Annotated in this window: 3 protein-coding genes; all 3 read right to left on the bottom strand. The window is 36.4% G+C overall.

Features of this window, described 5'->3' with window-relative positions; all coding sequences use genetic code 11:
- Positions 1-406, bottom strand: a 406-nt coding sequence (locus tag AC06OU_RS05640; protein WP_475854526.1) for a substrate-binding domain-containing protein, incomplete at its 3' end; no start/stop codon positions are given.
- Positions 407-583: 177 nt separating this feature from the next.
- Positions 584-1615: a GDP-mannose 4,6-dehydratase gene (locus AC06OU_RS05635; RefSeq protein WP_475854524.1), complete on the bottom strand. Its 1032-nt coding sequence runs from the start codon at positions 1613-1615 to the stop codon at positions 584-586.
- Positions 1587-1965: UDP binding domain-containing protein (locus AC06OU_RS05630; protein ID WP_475854523.1), on the bottom strand; the 379-nt coding region annotated here is incomplete at its 5' end. The genes AC06OU_RS05635 and AC06OU_RS05630, both read right to left, overlap by 29 nt.

The raw sequence follows: 1965 nt of genomic DNA, 5'->3' as shown, positions 1-1965 counted from the left end.
CTTTTTCTGCTACTGTGTCAAATGTAACTACTTTCATACCTTTATCAAGTGCTGGCTTAAGCATGTCATAAGAATAATCTGCTTTTCCGTGCGAAATGATCAGCCCATCGTAGTCCTGTTGAATAGCTTGAGCTACTAGCTCTTGAAAACGAGCATCATTATTATCTGCAATCATAGTGTCTACTTTAAAACCAAACGCTTCCCCTTCTTGACGTGCCCCATCTAAGAATTGCTTAGTGTGATCATCGGATGGCAAGTTACGAATTATTGCTATCTTTATACCACCTTGAACACCATCGGGAACCCCTTCCAGCTTTTCACCGGATGCCTGCCCCCCGTTGTTATCTTCCGAACATGCAACTAACATTAAAACTAGTGCCATCATTAACACGAACAACTTTCTCACAAAAAATCCCCCTATATTCTTTTTTTGCGAACACTAGATGTTTATAAACAACATCTTATGTTTGATTATAAACACAATGAAAGCGCTGTCAATACATTTTATGGAATAAATATTGTTTTTAGATATTTTTGTCGGGCAAATAAAAAAGCAACTGAAAAATTCTCAGTTGCTTGCTTATTATTTATTAACTTGATAATAGTCTACATACCAATCAGCGAACTTCTGCAGACCCTCTTGAATAGATGTTTTAGGTTTAAAGTCTACTTTTTCTTGTAGGCGATCTGTGGAAGCATAAGTAGCAGGTACATCTCCAGCTACTAAAGGCTGAAATTGTTTAACAAAGGTTATTTCTTTACCAACAGCATTACTTAATGCTATTTCTAGTGATTCAATAAAGACCATCAGTTTTTCAGGATTGTTATTTCCTATATTAAATACATCGTGTTGTACACCGTCAGTAGCTGGTGGATTACTTAATAGGCGTTCAATACCTTCTACAATATCGTCAACGTATGTAAAGTCTCTGTATAAATCGTTTTCAAAGTCTCCATTGTTGAAAATTTGAATAGGTTCTCCGGCAAATAACTTATTCGTAAATCCAAAATACGCCATGTCAGGGCGACCCATAGGTCCATATACGGTAAAGAAACGCAGACCTGTAGCTGGAATCTTGTAAAGATGACTATAGGTATGTGCCATTAGCTCATTAGACTTCTTAGTAGAAGCATAAAGAGACAAAGGATTGTCCACAAAGTCAGTTTCCTCAAATGGGACCTTTTTATTTGCACCATATACAGAGCTAGAGGAGGCATACACTAGGTGTTCTACAGGATAATGGCGACAAGCTTCTAGTATATTATAGAAACCAATGATATTGCTTTGTATATAGACATCTGGATTTTCTATTGAATAACGTACCCCCGCTTGAGCTGCTAGATTAACAACAATATTAGGAGAATATTTCTCAAATAGGCTAGTAACAGCGTCCTTATCTGCAAGATTTCCTTTGATAAAAGTAAAATTATCATAAGGTTCAAGCTTTTCCAAACGAGCGTATTTTAAGTTGACATCATAGTAATCATTTATATTATCATAACCAATGACTTGGCACCCTTCATCTAAAAGCTTTTTAGATAGATAGTAGCCAATAAAACCAGCTGCTCCTGTGACCAGATAGGTTTTATTTACGTCTAGTGGTTGGTACCCCATTAAGCTTTGCCTCCTTTTGTAGCTCTAATACATCTCTAGTTACTGGTTTTCTACCAATAGAGTAGTATTCTACGCCAGCAGCTTCCATTTCATCTACTGAGTAAATATTTCTTCCGTCGTAGACTAAAGGAGTTCTCATCAACTCTTTATATTTATCAGGAGTAATAGCTTTTACTTCTCCCCATTCCGTAAAGATAAAACAAACATTGGCATCAGCTAAAGCATGCTCTATATTTGACACATACGTAATAGTCCCCTTATCATTTTTACCTTCAGGATGAACTTTAGCAAAGTTCTCTGCACCTACAGGATCGAAAGCATATATATCTGCTCCTTGTTCTAATAAAAGA

The organism is Psychrobacillus sp. (assembly GCF_056205495.1).
This window is presented reverse-complemented; position numbering and strand designations above follow the sequence as displayed.